18 protein-coding genes are annotated in these 14462 nt (G+C 73.5%); 12 read left to right on the forward strand and 6 right to left on the reverse strand.

Annotated features, from left to right (window positions below):
* Window positions 1–16 precede the first annotated feature (16 nt).
* Window positions 17–901 carry a DUF5926 family protein gene (locus tag M2302_RS18245; RefSeq protein WP_280839070.1) on the forward strand — a complete coding sequence of 295 codons (885 nt, stop codon included), beginning with the start codon at window positions 17–19 and terminating at the stop codon, window positions 899–901.
* Window positions 902–953: 52 nt separating this feature from the next.
* Here the strand turns inward: M2302_RS18245 and M2302_RS18250 are convergent, their stop codons facing one another.
* The gene (locus M2302_RS18250; RefSeq protein ID WP_280839071.1) at window positions 954–2165 is read right to left on the reverse strand and encodes an arginine deiminase; all 1212 of its coding nucleotides are present in this window, start codon (window positions 2163–2165) and stop codon (window positions 954–956) included.
* A gap of 162 nt (window positions 2166–2327) precedes the next feature.
* Between M2302_RS18250 and M2302_RS18255 the strand changes: the two genes are divergently transcribed.
* The 5 genes from M2302_RS18255 to pheA all read left to right on the forward strand — a co-directional run bounded on the left by M2302_RS18255 (window position 2328) and on the right by pheA (window position 5787).
* Entirely contained in the window at window positions 2328–3065 is a 738-nt protein-coding gene (locus M2302_RS18255) for a hypothetical protein (protein ID WP_088959739.1), read from the forward strand.
* A 183-nt stretch (window positions 3066–3248) separates the two neighbouring features.
* Window positions 3249–3707 carry a hypothetical protein gene (locus tag M2302_RS18260; protein ID WP_280839072.1) on the forward strand — a complete coding sequence of 153 codons (459 nt, stop codon included), beginning with the start codon at window positions 3249–3251 and terminating at the stop codon, window positions 3705–3707.
* A 76-nt stretch (window positions 3708–3783) separates the two neighbouring features.
* On the forward strand, window positions 3784–4173 hold the full coding sequence (locus M2302_RS18265) for an ACT domain-containing protein (RefSeq protein WP_280839073.1): 390 nt from the start codon (window positions 3784–3786) through the stop codon (window positions 4171–4173).
* A 101-nt stretch (window positions 4174–4274) separates the two neighbouring features.
* On the forward strand, window positions 4275–4820 hold the full coding sequence (locus tag M2302_RS18270; RefSeq protein WP_280839074.1) for a hypothetical protein: 546 nt from the start codon (window positions 4275–4277) through the stop codon (window positions 4818–4820).
* A 10-nt stretch (window positions 4821–4830) separates the two neighbouring features.
* Window positions 4831–5787: a prephenate dehydratase gene (gene pheA / locus M2302_RS18275; RefSeq protein WP_280839075.1), complete on the forward strand. Its 957-nt coding sequence runs from the start codon at window positions 4831–4833 to the stop codon at window positions 5785–5787.
* A gap of 39 nt (window positions 5788–5826) precedes the next feature.
* On the opposite strand, the gene M2302_RS18280 is transcribed toward pheA, so the two are convergent.
* The 3 genes from M2302_RS18280 to M2302_RS18290 form a co-directional block, all read right to left on the reverse strand.
* Window positions 5827–6549: an AIM24 family protein gene (locus tag M2302_RS18280; protein WP_280839076.1), complete on the reverse strand. Its 723-nt coding sequence runs from the start codon at window positions 6547–6549 to the stop codon at window positions 5827–5829.
* Window positions 6550–6642: 93 nt separating this feature from the next.
* Window positions 6643–7002 (reverse strand): metallopeptidase family protein, encoded by a 360-nt coding sequence (locus M2302_RS18285; protein ID WP_280839077.1) that lies wholly within the window; start codon window positions 7000–7002, stop codon window positions 6643–6645.
* A gap of 99 nt (window positions 7003–7101) precedes the next feature.
* Window positions 7102–7533: an OsmC family protein gene (locus M2302_RS18290; protein WP_088959734.1), complete on the reverse strand. Its 432-nt coding sequence runs from the start codon at window positions 7531–7533 to the stop codon at window positions 7102–7104.
* Window positions 7534–7666: 133 nt separating this feature from the next.
* Between M2302_RS18290 and M2302_RS18295 the strand changes: the two genes are divergently transcribed.
* The 3 genes from M2302_RS18295 to M2302_RS18305 all read left to right on the forward strand — a co-directional run bounded on the left by M2302_RS18295 (window position 7667) and on the right by M2302_RS18305 (window position 10215).
* Window positions 7667–8377 (forward strand): hypothetical protein, encoded by a 711-nt coding sequence (locus M2302_RS18295; protein ID WP_280839078.1) that lies wholly within the window; start codon window positions 7667–7669, stop codon window positions 8375–8377.
* A gap of 204 nt (window positions 8378–8581) precedes the next feature.
* Window positions 8582–9403: an HAD-IIB family hydrolase gene (locus M2302_RS18300; protein WP_280839079.1), complete on the forward strand. Its 822-nt coding sequence runs from the start codon at window positions 8582–8584 to the stop codon at window positions 9401–9403.
* Entirely contained in the window at window positions 9403–10215 is an 813-nt protein-coding gene (locus M2302_RS18305; RefSeq protein ID WP_088959731.1) for an HAD family hydrolase, read from the forward strand. The genes M2302_RS18300 and M2302_RS18305 overlap by 1 nt, the downstream gene beginning before the upstream one ends.
* Window positions 10216–10228: 13 nt before the next feature.
* On the opposite strand, the gene M2302_RS18310 is transcribed toward M2302_RS18305, so the two are convergent.
* Window positions 10229–10831: a bacterial proteasome activator family protein gene (locus M2302_RS18310; protein ID WP_280839080.1), complete on the reverse strand. Its 603-nt coding sequence runs from the start codon at window positions 10829–10831 to the stop codon at window positions 10229–10231.
* An 80-nt stretch (window positions 10832–10911) separates the two neighbouring features.
* Between M2302_RS18310 and M2302_RS18315 the strand changes: the two genes are divergently transcribed.
* Both M2302_RS18315 and M2302_RS18320 read left to right on the forward strand, forming a co-directional pair.
* A complete protein-coding gene (locus M2302_RS18315; RefSeq protein ID WP_280839081.1) occupies window positions 10912–11709 on the forward strand; it encodes an alpha/beta hydrolase in 798 nt (265 codons plus the stop codon).
* Between the two features lie 76 nt (window positions 11710–11785).
* Window positions 11786–13012, forward strand: coding sequence for an ABC transporter substrate-binding protein (locus M2302_RS18320; protein WP_280839082.1), 1227 nt, complete (start codon window positions 11786–11788; stop codon window positions 13010–13012).
* 74 nt (window positions 13013–13086) lie between these two features.
* Here the strand turns inward: M2302_RS18320 and ddaH are convergent, their stop codons facing one another.
* Window positions 13087–13920, reverse strand: coding sequence for a dimethylargininase (ddaH, locus tag M2302_RS18325; protein ID WP_348529428.1), 834 nt, complete (start codon window positions 13918–13920; stop codon window positions 13087–13089).
* Window positions 13921–13979: 59 nt separating this feature from the next.
* Between ddaH and M2302_RS18330 the strand changes: the two genes are divergently transcribed.
* Complete coding sequence (locus M2302_RS18330) at window positions 13980–14438, forward strand: Lrp/AsnC family transcriptional regulator (RefSeq protein WP_088959726.1); 459 nt, start codon at window positions 13980–13982, stop codon at window positions 14436–14438.
* The last annotated feature ends 24 nt before the right edge of the window (window positions 14439–14462 follow it).

Genomic DNA, 14462 nt, shown 5'->3' on the forward strand with positions numbered 1-14462 from the left:
TCTAGGCTGTCTCGCCGTGAGCAAGCGTCGAAAGAACCAGCGCGCCGTCGAAGCGACCCCCCGCCGGGAGAAGGTCCGCGACATCTTCGCCCCCCGTCCCTTCGAGGGGCTGGCGGACGAGCCGGAGTGGATCGCCCTGCGCGAGCTGGTGCCGGCCGCCTCCGCGCCGCTGCGGCTCACCCCGGAGCTGGTCGAGGAGTACGGCGACCGCCCGGTCACGCTCGCCACCGTGCTGCCGATGGCCGCCCCGGCGATGACCAAGCCGGACGGGCGGGTCTTCATCGGGCTGCAGCGGCACCAGCAGTCCGGCGACGTCTCCCGCGACCTGGCCGAGGCGCTGCTCTGCGCGCTGCGCACCGAGCCGGGCGGCCAGGTGACCGTGCCGCCGCTGCCGGGTCCGGGGCCGCGCCTGCAGGACGTCCTGGTGGACGGTCCGCTGGAGATCACCATGCACGACGGCTTCGACTTCTGGCTGGACCCGGGCGCGGCCGACGACCCGTCGGTGCAGGCGTCGCTGGAGCGGGCGAACGCCGCGATCTACCCGACCGTACGGCTCGCCGCCGGCCGGGCCGCCTACTGGTGCCAGGTGCCGGAGAAGGCGCACGTGCGCTGGGTGCTGCCGGAGGACGAGGACACCGCGCTGGACGCGTTGTCCCGGCTCTCCGCCGCCGGCACCCTCACCCTGGGCGAGGGCACCCGCTTCGCCGGCATGTTCCGCGCGCACGGCCGGCTGGTGCCGGTCTGGGACCTGCCGGAGGACGTCCCGGCCGCCGACTGGGAGGCGCCGGCGAGCGCCTTCGCCGAGCGGTACGCCGAGATGCTGGAGGAGAAGGAGCCGCTGGACGCCGCCGGGCGGCGGGCCCGCCAGGGGCTGCTCGGTCGCCAGCTCACCCTGCGCTGACCCACGCCCGACCGGCCGCTTCCGGGCCCGCGTGATCGGCCCGGAGGCGGGGTCAGGGCCGCCGTAGTGGCTCGCGGACCAGCGGGCAGGACATGCAGCGCGGGCCGCCCCGGCCCGAGCCCAGCTCGGAACCGGCGATCGGGATGACCTCGATGCCGGCCCGTTCGAGCTGGGCGTTGGTCTCGGTGTTGCGCTCGTAGCCGACGCAGAGCCGGGGTGCCAGGGCGAGGGTGTTGTTGCCGTCGTCCCACTGCTCGCGTTCGGCGGTGACCGGGTCCAGCCCGGTGTCGATCACCCGGAGCTGGTCGAGGTCCATCGCGTCGGCGGCGGCGCGCAGGAACGGCGCGGGGCCCTCCACCCGCGGCTCGCCGTCCGGCCCGGCGATCACCGTGTACGCCGACAGGCTGCTGGCGATGTTCGGGTACATCAGCACCGCGTCGGCGTCGACCATCGTGCAGACCGTGTCGAGGTGCATGGTGGCGCGCTCCTGGGCGATCGGCACCACCAGGATGGTGTGCGCCAGCCCGGCGGCGAAGACCTGCCGGGCCAGCCGCTCCGCGCCGGCCGGGGTGGTCCGCTCACCCACCCCGACCGCGAGCACGCCGGGGGCGAGCAGCAGCACGTCACCGCCCTCCAGGTGCTCCAGCTCCGGGTGGTAGACGGCCTGGGTGCCGACGAAGCGTGGGTGGTGGCGGTAGATCGCGTCGGTCAGGGTGGACTCCCGCCGGCGGGCCGGCATGGCGAGGCTGGTGACCCCGACCCGGTCACCGATCCACAGTGACGAGTCGCGGGTGAAGAGCAGGTTGGGCAGCGGGTCGATGACGAAGTCGTGCCGGTCCATCAACGTCCACACCAACCCGCCGGGGCGTTCCGGGCTGATCCGCACCTCCTCGTGGGCGAGCCCGGCGATGAACACGTCGGCCAGCGCCGCCGGATCGAGGTAGGCGAGGTAGTCGGCGACGCGGCGGCGCAGCGTGTCGCCGAGCCGGGGCGAGCGGAGCACCACCTCGGTCAACTCGGCGCGCGCGTCGGGGACGGCCAGGGTCTCGGCGAGCAGGGTGGCAAGGTAGAGCACCTCCACCCCGCGCCCGCGCAACGCCGCCGCGAAGGCGTCGTGCTCCTCCTGCGCCCGTCCCACCCATGGGATAGCGTCGAAGAGCAACGAGTCGTTGTTGCGGGGGGTGAGCCGGGCCAGCTCGGGTCCGGGGCGGTGCAGCAGCACCGTGCCGAGCCGACCGACCTCGCTGTCCACGTAGTGGGTCACCCTCGCAGCGTAGGGCAGGTGCGAAGGGTGTTCGGGAGAGAAGTGAGGATGAATATGGCATTCATCCGCACTCATTCCGGCGCTCCAACTTGCCGTACCCCGGGGATGGCAACGTAGGGTAGTGAGGACATAACTTCGAGGGACCTTTTGCCGGAGGTCGCGATGACTGTCTTTCCCGCTCGTCGAGCCGTACCCACCCGGGCACTGCCGCCCGTGGCGGTGCCGCACCCCCGGGCCGAGGCGCCGTCGGCGCTGGAGCCGGCCCGCCCGACCCCGTTGGAGTGGGCCCGCCGCCGTCGGGCGGAGCGCGGCGCGCGCCGGCTGGAGGCCGCCGGGGCGCGCGCGCTCGGTCAGCTCGACCACCTGGGGCCGGCCTGGCACGTCATCGAGTGGCCACGTACGGATGTCGCCGACGTGCTGCTCGACCGCGGCCAGGACGACCGGGCCGGTTTCCTCGCCATCGGCCCGAGCGGGCTCTTCGCGGTGAGCATCGCCGACCACGGGCGCGCCCGGGTGCTGGTCGCCGGGGACGTCGTCCAGATCAACGGCAAGCGGCCGCCGTACGTGGCCGAGGCCCGGCGCGACGCCAAGCGGGCGAGCAAGGCCCTCTCCGACGCGGTCGGGCTGCCGATCCCGGTGACGCCGGTGCTGACCTTCGTCGGCTCCGGCGTCATCAGCGTCTACGGCCTGCCCAAGGACTGCCTCATGGCGACCCACCGGGAGCTGGACCGGCTCCTCGTCGCCGGGGGCAACCGGATCAGCCCGGCCACCGCCGAGAAGCTGTCCCGGGTCGCGCAGCAGCCGCAGACGTGGCTCAACGGCACGTACCGTCCTGCCGCCGACTACCGGTGGTACGACGAGGGCCGAACGGCCGCTGACAAGCCGGCCGCCCGCCGGTAACGTCACCGACGACGCCACGCGACCCGGTGTTCACCGAGGTCACCCAAGGTCCGCGCCGTCGCCGGCCGCCCGGTCGTTCCGGGCATCCGATCATCACCGGCGGCCGGTGACAGCAGCGCGGTACAGCGACCGTCGCGGCGACCGGCTAGCGTGGACAGACCGTCGGTGTACATAGGAGGCTCGGTGGCCCACGTCGAACTCTCGCTCTCCGAAGTGTTCGCGCCGGCGTCGCGGACACCGACAGAGCCGGGGTGCGACAACGTCGGGCAGTGGTCGGCCATGGTCTCCCACGCCGAGGAGCCCTGCCTGCTGATCGACGCGGACACCCGGGTCGTGGCGATCTCGCCCGCCGGCTGCGACCTGCTGTGCCTGGGCGCGCCGGAGGACGTGGTGGGCCTGCCGCTGCTGGAGGGCGGCCTGCGGCTGCTCGACTTCACCGCCGCCCGGGGCGAGCTGACCGAGCAGGAGACCGACAAGATCCCGCCGCTGCTCGCCCTGCACTCCGGCCGGCTGGCCCGGGGCCTGCTCCGGGTCCAGCCCGCCGGCGAGGACGTGCCCGACGCCACCGTCGACGCCATCTCCACCCCGGTGCTCACCGACGGCTCGGTCGCCGGCTCACTCACCTTCTTCTCCGAGATCTGACCTGCGTCCGAGGTGTGGCGGGCGCCGCACGCCGCGATGCTGGGGCGGGCCGGCACCGACGCCGTAAGGTGCCCTCATGCTCGATGTCGCCCTGCTCCCGGGGGAGTACGCCGTGTGCCGGCTGGCCGCCGGCACCTCCCTGCCCCCCGCCCTGTGGGCCGACCCGGGCGTCGCGGACGTGGTCACGGTGAGCTGGACGGCCGACGGGATCTCGGTCATCTGCCCCGCCGGCCGGGCGCCCGCGCAGGCGGACGTGGAGACCGACTGGCGGTGCCTGCGCGTGGTCGGGCCGGTCGGCCTCGCGCTCACCGGCACCCTCGCCGCCCTGGTCGACCCGCTCGCCGAGGCCCGGGTCAGCGTGGTCGCGTTCTCCACCTACGACACCGACCACGTGCTGGTCCCGGCGGTACGCCTCGGCGAGGCGACCGGCGCGCTGGAACGGGCCGGGCACCGGGTGCTGCGCTGACCTTCACCGCGCCGCCGGATCCTCCTACGATGGGCTCGGCCACCCCCGGCCGTCACGACCCGATGCCCCACCCGAGGCTCGATCCCCCCGAGGACCGGTCCGTGCCGCCTGACGCACCGCACCGCACCCCACCCCGCCGGCTGGTCGTCGCCGGCGCACTGCTCGCCGTCGTGCCGCTCGCCGCCTGCGGCACCCCGCCGGAACCCGCCCCCGCGCCGGCCATCAGCTCCCGGCCGGCGCTCGTCACCCCCGCGGCGCCGACCGCCGCCCCGCCGGTGACCCCGCCGCTGGGCATCGCGCCGACGCTCCCGCCGACCCCCAGCCCCACGCCCGGCCTGGTCGCCGTCGCCTGCGCCGGCCGGCCCTCCGCCGACCGGGTGGTGGGGCTGCTGCGCGGCCGGGTGCTCCCCCGGGGCGTGTCGGTGCGCGCCACCCAGGGGCCGCTCTGCGCGGCCGACTGGCAGTACACCGTGCTGGCCGTGACCGGGCACGAGGAACTCCAGGTGGTCACCCGTACCGAGTCCACCGCGCTGCGCCTGGTCACCGCCGGGACCGACGTCTGCTCGATCGAGGTGCGGACCGTCGCGCCGCCCGGCATCCGGACGTTGGCCTGCGACGCCGGCACGGGGGCGGTACCCGGTGCGTAGGCTGGGCGACATGCCCGGTACACCACCCACCCGCTACGTCTACCTCGGGCCCGAGGGCACCTTCGCCGAGCAGGCGCTGCGCACCGTGCCCGCCGCCGAGCACGGCAGCCGTACGCCGGCGCGCAGCGTCGGCGAGGCGCTGGAGAGCGTACGGGCGGGGGACGCCGACGCGGCCCTGGTGCCGCTGGAGAACTCCATCGGCGGCGCGGTCGGGGTGACCCTGGACGAGCTGGCCGAGGGGGACCCGGTGGTGATCACCCGGGAGGTGATCCTGCCGGTCGAGTTCGTGCTCGGCGCCCGCCCCGGCACCACGCTCGGCACGGTGCGCAGCGTGGCCGCCCATCCGCAGGCCTCCACCCAGTGCCGGAACTGGCTGCGGGACCACCTGCCCGACGCGACGGTGATCGACGTGCTCTCCAACGGCGCGGCGGCGGCCGGCGCGGCCGCCGGTGACTACGACGCGGCGATCTGCGCCCCGATCGGGGCCACCCGGCACCGGCTGGCGGTGCTCGCCGACAAGATCGCCGATCATCCCGACGCGGTGACCCGTTTCGCGCTGGTGTCCCGCCCCGGCCCGCCGCCGCCTCCCACCGGGGACGACGTCACCTCGCTCGCCATCTACATCGCCCACGACCGGGTGGGCGCCCTGCTGTCGGTGCTGATGGAGCTGGCCGTACGCGGGGTCAACCTGACCCGGATCGAGTCCCGCCCGACGGGTGAGGCACTGGGCCGGTACGTCTTCTTCCTCGACTGCACTGGGCACGTGGCCGACGTGCGGATGGGCGAGGCGTTGCAGGGGCTGCGCCGGGTCTGCGCCGACGTGCGCTTCCTCGGGTCGTACCCCCGGCACCGCTGGGTCGACGGGGGGGCCGAGCGGCCGGTCCCGGCGCCCGCCGGGCTCTCCGACGCCGACTACGCCGACGCGGCGGCCTGGCTGGCCCGGCTGCGGTCCGGCGAGCTGAGCTGAAGCGGCGGGGCACCCGGACCGGGCACCCCGCCGACCCGGTCAGCTGAGCAGGCCGCCGAGCAGGCCACCCTGCTGCTGCTGGGTGCCGCTGCCCATGACCGGCGGCTCCTCGGAGGGCTGCACCACCACGAAGCCCTGACCGGCGAAGCTCATCGTGAACGCCTCGCCGGTGCTGCGGCCGAGCAGCGTGCCCAGGCCGAGCTGCTCGGCGCGGTGGTAGCCGGTCTGCAGGTTGGCGGACCAGCAGACGGCGGCCTGCGGGTCGACGTAGGTGGGGGCGTCGACGTTGAGCACCACCGGGGTGCCCTTGGTGGTGATGGCGATCCGGCCGTGGCCGGAGAAGACGCAGTTGAACAGGCCGGACGACGAGGCCATGCCGGCGCCGCCGACCATCTTGATGTCGTACGACAGGGTCGAGTCGAAGGCCAGCACGCTGGAGCCGTTGATGGAGAGGGCGTCGCCCGGCTCCAGGTCGATGATGTGCACGTCCTTGGCCAGCTCGGCGAGGAAGACGTCGCCCTGGCCGCTGAGCTTCATCAGCGGCACACCCTCACCGGTCAGCCGCTGCTTGATGAACTTGCCGAGGCCACCGGAGCCGAGCGCCTGGAACTGCACCTGCCCCTGGTAGGCGACCATCGAGCCGACCCGGGCCATGGCCTCGCCGTTCAGCTCGATCTTCAGCATCTTGGAGTTCTGCAGCCGCATGCCGGGCTGGGCGGACTCCTTCTCGAGGTTCTCCGCGGAGAACAGCGCGCTGCGCATCGGTTTCCTCCTGGTTCGGGGTGTGTCTCACCGGAGGGTAGGTGACCAGCGCAACCGGTCGCATCGGCCGAGCGGGGCCGCCGAGCAGGACCCTCAGCCCCAGCCCAGGGCGTGCAACCGGTCGTCGTCGATGCCGAAGTGGTGGGCGATCTCGTGGACCACGGTCACCGCAACCTCGTCGACCACGTCGTCCTCGCTGTCGCAGATGCGCAGGATCGGGCGGCGGTAGATGAGGATCCGGTCCGGCAGCACGCCGGTGTAGTCCCATCCCCGGCTGGTGAGCGCGTGCCCCTCGTAGAGGCCGAGCAGATCCTCGCCGGGCGGCGGGTCGTCCTCGACCAGGATCACCACGTTGCTCATCAGCCCGAGCAGTTCCTCGGGCACCTCGTCGAGGGCTTCCCCGACCAGTTCCTCGAAGCGTTCCCGGCTCATCTCGACCGCCACGCCGTCCATTGTCCCCGACGCCGGGCGACCCGCCCCGTCAAGATCCGCGCGGAGCCACGGAAAGGGTGCCGGTCCGGCACCCTTTCCGTCGCGTACGACCGGTCGGGGTCAGGAGGCCAAACGGGCGGAGAGGCTGATCTGCGCGCCCGGGGAGAGCAGCCGCGAGATCGGGCAGTTCTCCTTGGCCGCCTCGGCCAGCTTGGTGAACTGCGCCTCGTCCATGCCCGGCACCTGGCCGACGGTCTCCAGGTCGATCCGGGTCACGGACATGCCCGCGTCGGTCTTGTCGAAGTGGACCTTGGCAGTGGTGTCCACCGACGAGTCGGTGGCGCCCGCGTCGGCGAGCTGCTTGGAGAGCGCCATCGAGAAGCAGCCGGCGTGCGCGGCGCCGATGAGCTCCTCGGGGTTCGTCCCCTCGCCCTCCTCGAAACGCGACTTGAAGGAGTAGTTCCCCTGGAGTCCGCCCTTGCCGGTGCGGACGGTCCCGGAACCCTCGGTGAGGTTGCCCTGCCAACGTGCGGAAGCGGTACGGATAGGCATGCACCCGACGCTAACCGAAACCGCACCGTCGGGCGACCGACCCGGCGTACCCACCGCCGCCACGTCGTGCCCCGACCGGCGCCGCCGGGCGTGTCATGATGCGGTTCAGGCCCGCGACGGCGGAAGGTGGCCGATGTCCGAGGATCTCCCCGTCCCGCGCCAGGAGGACCGCTCCGACGGCACAGCCGTCGTCGAGTGGGGCTCGCCGTCCCCCGCCCCGGCCGGACGGTGGGGTCGTGCCCTCGGCGGCCTCGGCCGGGACCGCCGGCTGCCGCTGGTGCTGGCCGTCCTCGGCGCGGTCGCGGCGATGGCCTCCCTGGTCGGCGAGTGGCTGGTGATGACGCTGCCCAACGGGGGGCCGGAGGGCAACGTCACCGTCCGGGTGCCCGGCGGGGTGGCCGAGGTCGACGGCTTCGGGGTCGCGTACCTGGTGGGGCTGCTGCTGCTCGCCGCCGTGACGGCGCTGGCCCTGCGCGGCCGCCCGGCCGTCCGCCGGGAGGCGCGGCTGGCCGGTCTGGCCGTGGCCGGCGCGCTGCTGGCGCTGCTGACGGCGACCGCCTTCTCGCTGGACAACTCCGGACAGCGGGCCCTGTTCTACTCGTCCGAGGACGGCTTCCGGGTGGATTACGGGCGGGGCCTGGTGATGGCCTTCGTGGCGACCGCGCTGGCCGGGGCCGCGCTCCAGCTCGTCGGCCGGCAGCCGGCGGAGCCGTCGGAGGGGGACACCGACCCGGAGGCGGAGCCGGTCGACTACCGCCGGCCCGGCCGCGCGGAGGACGACGGCCCGGCCGACCTCACCGTCACGCCGACCGTGCCGTTCGCCCGTCGGGAGTCGGCCGGCTGACCGGCCGTCCCGACCGGGCCGCGCCGGTGCCGGGGCGCCCGCCGGGACGGGGCCCGGACGTCACCCGGCGTTGGCGCCGGATTCGCCGGAACGCCGTGGTCGGGACCGGTACCGCGAGGTACGGTTGCTGCCCGCCGTCACTCCGGGTCGAGGCACCGATGACCGAAACGGCTGGCTGCGACGGCGGCGGGCGAAGGAGGAACCATGATCCGCCCGGGCCTGCCCAAGCTGATCGCCACCGATCTGGACGGGACGCTCGTCCGTAGCGACGAGACCGTCTCCGCGTACACCCACCAGGTGCTCGACCGGGTGCGGGCCGCCGGCATCCCGGTGGTCGGCGCGACCGGTCGCGGCCCCCGGCTCAAGGAACTCACCCGAAACGACATCCGCGCCGCCGACTTCCTGGTGATGGCCGGCGGCGGCTGCGTGGTGGACCAGAGCGACCCGGCCGGCCCGGTGGTGCTGCGCGACGAGCGGCTGCCCGGTGAGGTGCTGACCGGACTGCTGGCCGACCTGGAGGCCGAGGTCGGGCCGCTGACCGTGATGGTCGAGGCGTCCGCCGAGCAGGACGCGCCGCTCTGGGGCGACTACCACCCGAGCTGGCCGTACCAGGACCGGTTCGAGGCGCGCAGCCGCGCCGAGTGCCTCTCCTGCGACGTGATCAAGGCGTTCGTCCGGACCGCCGACCACCACGTGGACGAGCTGCTGGCCACCGCCCGCCGGATCGTCCCGCCGCAGGTGGCCACGCTCACCCAGGCCGGGCTGGGCTTCGTCGAGATCTGCCCGCCGGGGGTGGACAAGGCCACCGGGCTCAGCGTGGTGGCCGAACGGCTCGGCGTCGACCCGGCGGAGGTGCTGGTCTTCGGGGACATGCCCAACGACCTGCCGATGTTCGCCTGGGCCGGCTGGGGTCGGGTGGCCGTCTCCAACGCGCACCCCGCGGTCCGCGCCGCCGCGGACGAGATCACCCTGCGCAACGACGACGACGGGGTCGCGATCTACCTGGACCGGCTACTCTCCCGGTGATGGGAGAGACACCCCGACTGGTCGCGACCGACATCGACGGCACGCTGCTCGGCGACGACCGGACGCTCAGCGCGCGTACCGCGACGGTGCTGGAGCGGATCTGCGCGCAGGGCACGCCGGTCGTGCTGGTCACCGGCCGCCCGATCCGCTGGCTCCAGCTCGTGTACGACCAGCTCGCCGCCCCGCTGCCGGCGATCTGCGCCAACGGCGCGGTGGTGTACGACCCGGTCGCCGACGAGGTGCTGCGGGCCGACCCGCTCGCCCCGGAACTCCTCGCCGAGGTGGCCCGCCGGCTGCGCGCCGCGGTGCCCGAGGTGAGCTTCGCGGTGGAGATCGTCGACAGCCGGCAGATGCGGCACGAGGCGCACTACCCGCTGCGCTGGGACGCCGACCACGACGCCATCCGGGCCGTCGAGTCGCCCGAGGAGCTGCACTCCGTACCGGCGGTGAAGCTGCTGGCCCGGGCCGGGGAGCAGGACCCGGACGTCTTCGTCCGGGTGGTGGCCGGGGCGCTCCAGGGGCTGGCCGAGGCGACGCACTCGTCGTACAGCGGGCTGGTGGAGATCTCCGCCGCCGGGGTGACCAAGGCGGCCGGGCTGGCCTGGTACGCCGCCCGCCTCGGCATCCACGAACGCGACGTGCTCGCGTTCGGCGACATGCCCAACGACCTGCCGATGCTGACCTGGGCCGGTCGGGCGGTGGCGGTGGCCAACGCACACCCCGCCGTCCTGGAGATCGCCGACGAGGTGACCGGAGCGAACTCCGCCGACGGCGTGGCGGCGTACCTGGAGAAGGTCTTCGGGGTGGGCTGAGCGGACCGGCCGGTCAGAGGTACTGGCCGGTGGGATGCCCCTCGCCGCCCTGCGGCTGGCCGATGCCCGGCATGCCCGGCACCATCCCGCCGGGACCGCTCGGCAGCGCCTGCCGGCCGGAACGCATCTGCTCCAGCTGCACCCGGGCGGCCATCTGCTGGGCGACCAGCGCGGCCTGGATGCCGTGGAACAACCCCTCCAGCCAGCCGACGAGCTGGGCGTGGGCGATGCGCAGCTCGCCCTCGCTGGGCGCCTTGTCCTCGGTGAAGGGCAGCGAGATCCGCTCCAGCTCCTCGCGCAGCTCGGGGGCGAGGCCCTCCTTGAGCTCGACGATCGACCGCTCGTGGATCTCCCGCATCCGGTGCCGGCTGGCGTCGTCCAGCGGGGCCGACTTGACCTCCTCCAACAGCTGCTTGATCATGCTGCCGATCCGCATCACCTTGGCCGGCTGCTCGACCAGGCGGGTCGGGTCCTCGCCCGCCGCCTCGTCGGTCTGCACGGTGCCGACCGGGCGGCCGTCCGGGCCGATCACCACCACGGTGCCCGAGTGCCCGGTGTCCTCGGTGCCCGGCTCGTCGTTCTGTCCAGCGGAGTGCGCAACGGTCATGGCACCCATCTTTACCCACGCCCGCGAGCCACACGCGGTGGGACCGGTCACGCCCCCCGGCCGGTGGCGGTCGCGCTACCGTCGCCGACATGCCCGCCGACCCGCGCGCCGTGCTCACCCGGCCCGCTCCGCCCCCCGATGAGACCCTCGCCTACGGCGACCACCCCGATCAGATCGTCGACCTGCGCCGTCCCGCCGGGGACGGCCCGGCCCGACCGCTGGTCGCGGTGCTGCACGGTGGCTTCTGGCGCGCCGAGTACGACCGGACCCACACCGGCCCGCTGGCCACCGCGCTGGCGGCACTGGGCTGGCCGGTGGCGCAGCTCGAGTACCGGCGGACCGGGCAGCCGGGCGGCGGCTGGCCGGGCACCCTCACCGATGTGCTGGCCGGCGTGGCGGCGCTGCCCGCGGTGGCCGCCCGCGCCCTGCCCGGCCGGGTGGCCGCCGGGCCACCGCTGCTGCTCGGGCACTCGGCCGGCGGGCACCTCGCGCTCTACGCGGCGGCGCACGCCCCGGCCACCGTACGGGGGGTGCTGGCGCTGGCCCCGGTCGCCGACCTCGCCGAGGCGTACCGGCTGGACCTGGACGGCGGGGCGGTGGCCGCGCTGCTCGGCGGCGGCCCGGCGGAACACCCGGACCGGTACGCGGCGGCCGATCCGCGGGAGTTGGTGCCGCTTCGGACACGCATCGTGATCGTGCACGGGGTCCAGGACCTGCAGGTGCCGGTCACGATCAGCCGGGGTTACGCGGCTACGGCCAAGGCGGCCGGGGGCGATGTGAGCCTCGTTGAAGTGCCAGAATGCGAGCACTTCGGGCTCATCGACCCGGAGTCGGCCGCCTGGCCGCGCGTCAGAGCTGCGTTGCAGTCGCTGCACAAAGATCAATAGCCATTGACGCAGCGTCGTCAACCAGGTAGAACGCCGAGGGGGCGGTGACGCCCCGCAACGCTCCGGAAGGATTTTGGTGTCGCAGATGAACCGCAGGCGCGCCCTGCAGCTGCTGGCCGCGCTCGGTACCACCGGGCTGGTCGCCGGCTGCGGCACGGACGACGAGGGTGAACCCACCGCGACCGGCTCGCCGATCAAAATTGGTCTCGTCGCCCCCGAGAGTGGCTCGGGCAGGACCATCGGCGAGGACGTCGTCAACGGCTTCGAGCTCTACCTCGCCACCCACGGCCAGCGCCTCGGCGGGCACCCGGTGACCCTGGTGAAGGCCGACGAGGGCGACAACGCCAAGACCGGTCAGGAGGCCGTGAACGGCCTGCTCAAGCAGGGCGTGCTCGCCCTCACCGGGGTGGTCAACCCGACGGTGATGTCCGGCATCCGGGACATCGTGGAGAAGGCCCGGGTGCCGCTGATCGGGTCGAACGCCTCGCCGGTCAGCCTGCAGAGCGTGGTCTACATCTGGCGCACCTCGTACGTGCTGGACGAGCCGGGCCGGGCGCTCGGGGCGTACCTGAAGCAGCGGCTGCCGGCCGGCAGCCGGGTGGTGATCATCGCCCCGGAAGGCGGCGCCAGCCTCGACGTCGTGCAGGGCTTCCGCCAGGGCTTCGGCGTCGACGACCCGCGGATCGCCGGCGACCCGGTCTGGACGAACCCCACCGCCGACCCGGACGAGAGCGAGTACGTCTCCGACATCCGGCAGGCGCTCAACCGCAGGCCCACCGCGATCTTCTGCCACTTCTCCGGCACCGCGGCCATCCAGTTCATCAAGCAGCTGCGCCGGCACCGCCCGGCCTACACCGGGCCGATCTACGCGCCCGGGTTCCTCACCGAGGGCAGCGTGCTCAACGAGGCACGCGGGGTGCTGGTGGACGACAAGACCGAACGGCTGCTGCCCGGCCCGATCCAGACCGTGTCGAACTACTCGGCCGACCTGAACAACAACGCCAACCGGATCTTCGCTTCCGCGTACCGCAAGACGTTCAACGTATCGCCCAGCACGTACGCGATGGCCTCGTACGACGCCGCCCAGGTGCTCGACGGGGCGATTCGGATCGCCGGGGCGAACCCGACCCCGCAGCAGGTCAACCTGGCCCTCGGCAAGGTGGGCCAGATCGACAGCCCGCGCGGGGTGTGGCAGTTCAACCAGCCCCGCACGCCGCAGCAGCGGTGGTACCTGCGCACCGTGCAGTTCGACGGCCGGCTGCTGTCCAACGTCATGCTCAACGAGATCGCCACGCTCGGCTGAGCGCCGGGCCCCGTACGCGCCGAGGGCCGGTCTCCCCGCGGGGAGGCCGGCCCTCGGCGTACGCCGTGGTGGCGTCAGTGACGCAGCTCGGCGATGCAGCACTTCACGCTGCCGCCGCCCTTCTTCAGCTCGGCCAGCTCGACCGGCACCGGGTGGTAGCCGGCCGCCTTGAGCTTGCCGGCCAGCCGGGTCGCCTCGCTGTTGAGCACGACGTTGAGCCCGTCGCTGACCAGGTTCAGGCCGAAGGTCATCGCGTCCTCGTCGTCCGCGATCACCGCGTCGGGGAAGAGCTGGGTGAGCACCTTCTGGCTGGCCGCCGAGAAGGCGCCCGGGAAGTAGACGATGTTCTCGTCGTCGATCGAGGCGAGCGCCACGTCGAGGTGGTAGAAGCGCGGGTCGATCAGGCGCAGCGACACCACCGGCCGGCCGAGCGCCTCCTGCGCCTCGGCGTGCGCCGGCAGCTCGGTGCGGAAGCCGTGGCCGGCGAGGACCAGCCCGCCGTGCGCCTCCGGCAGGTACGCGAAGTCGCCCTCGCCCTCGTTGGTCTCGCTCGGCGCGATGAACCGCCAGCCCTGCGACTCGTAGAACGCCCGGTGCGCGGCGGCCTCGGCGGTGCGCTGCTCGTGCTTGAACTGGGCGCCGTAGACCGTCCCGTCCACCACGAAGGCACCGTTGGCGGCGTAGACCATGTCCGGCAGCCCGGCCTCGGGGGTGAGCAGGTGCACGTCGTGGCCGAGGCCGACCAGCGTCTCCCGCAGCCGGTCCCACTGTTTGACCGCCAGCTCCGCGTCGACTGCGGTGGTGACGTCCATCCACGGGTTGATGGCGTACTCGACGGCGAAATGCTCGGGCGAGCACATGAGATATGTCCGCTTTCGCGGCACTCGCTGCTGGTTCACGGTGACCAAGAGTAGGTAGCGTAGAACTTTGGTAACAGCCAGAACTCTTGCTTTCTGAAGGCGGAACGTTGCAGATTGACGCGGTTGACCAGCGAATCATTGCGTTGCTCGTGGCGGACGCTCGCGCGTCGTACGCCGACATCGGCAGCCGGGTGTCACTCTCCGCTCCGGCGGTGAAGAGACGCGTCGACCGGCTCCGCTCCGCCGGGGTGATCCGGGGCTTCACCGCGGTGGTCGACCCGGCCGCCGTCGGCTGGACCACGGAGGCCTTCGTCGAGCTCTTCTGCGCCGGCCGGACCACCCCCGCGCAGATCGGGGTGGCCGCCCGGCGGCACCCGGAGGTGGTCGGGGCGTACACCGTCTCGGGCGAGGCGGACGCCCTGGTGCACCTGCGGGCCGCCGACATCGCCCACCTGGAGGAGGCGCTGGAGCGGCTGCGGGCGGAGTCGTTCGTGACCTCCACCCGGAGCACCATCGTGCTCTCCCGCCTGGTCGAGTCCCCCGGCGTCGGGCCGTCCACCGGCTGACCCGCGCTTGACCTCAACCCCACT

The sequence above is a fragment of the Micromonospora sp. A200 genome, from assembly GCF_029893845.1.
In the GTDB taxonomy this organism is placed as follows: Bacteria; Actinomycetota; Actinomycetes; order Mycobacteriales; family Micromonosporaceae; genus Micromonospora; species Micromonospora purpureochromogenes.